General features: G+C 52.4%; 1 pseudogene. It reads left to right on the top strand.

Annotation, left to right across the window (positions count from 1 at the left end):
- Positions 1 to 683 (top strand): annotated as a pseudogene (locus CIK04_RS29100) (glycerate kinase); the annotation flags it as partial.
- Between the last annotated feature and the right edge of the window lie 215 nt (positions 684 to 898).

Here is an 898-nt window from a genome sequence, read left to right as displayed (position 1 = left end):
AACTTCTTGATGCACAAGGAAATGCACTTGGCTATGGCGGTGGTGAGCTAGCGAAATTGGCAACGATTGACTGCTCTCAACTCGATCCTCGTTTGGCTCAAGTTCGCCTCGAAGTCGCGTGTGACGTTGATAACCCACTATGTGGTACAAAAGGCGCTTCCGCTGTCTTTGGCCCGCAGAAAGGGGCAACGCCAGAGATGGTCAAAAATCTTGGATGAAAAACTTGGCGCATTATGCCGCGATCATTAAAACAGCAACTTGGCGCGGATGTTCGTGATATCGCCGGCTCGGGCGCTGCGGGCGGCATGGGGGCGGCGCTGCTAGGCTTGCTCAATGCCGAGCTTCGTCCTGGTATTGAGATTGTCATGGACGCAGTTCGCTTAGATGAAATCGTCGCGGATGCGGATCTGGTGATCACAGGTGAAGGTCGTATCGACAGCCAAACCATTCATGGCAAACCCGATCGGTGTCGCGCGCACAGCGAAAAGCACAGCTTGCCGGTGATTGGCATCGCGGGTTGTCTGTCGGCCGATTGCGGAGTGGTACATGAACATGGACTCGACGCCGTCTTTGCCGTGGTCAACCGTTCCGTTGATCTGCCAACCGCGTTGGCAGAAGCGGCAGAGAACGTGGAGCTAACAGCAATGAAACGTTGCCGCTGCTTTTGTATGCTCGCCGATTAAGCTTTGACTTAACGTAAAAAAACCGCTGAAAATTCAGCGGTTTTTTATTATCAACGATTTTACTAAGCCGGCTGTTGGAAAATCACTGTATCGGCTTTTTTGGTGTACTGCCCCATCAGGTGGAAGTTGAGGTAACGGTAGGTATCCGCTCGCCGTTGCATCCAACTGTTTCGCGTACTCCATGTACTCTTCTACCTGTTGGGATCACGGTCCAA

Source organism: Vibrio sp. 03_296, from assembly GCF_002265885.1.
The sequence above is the reverse complement of the archived record's forward strand: the minus strand, read 5'-3'. Positions and strand labels throughout refer to the sequence as shown.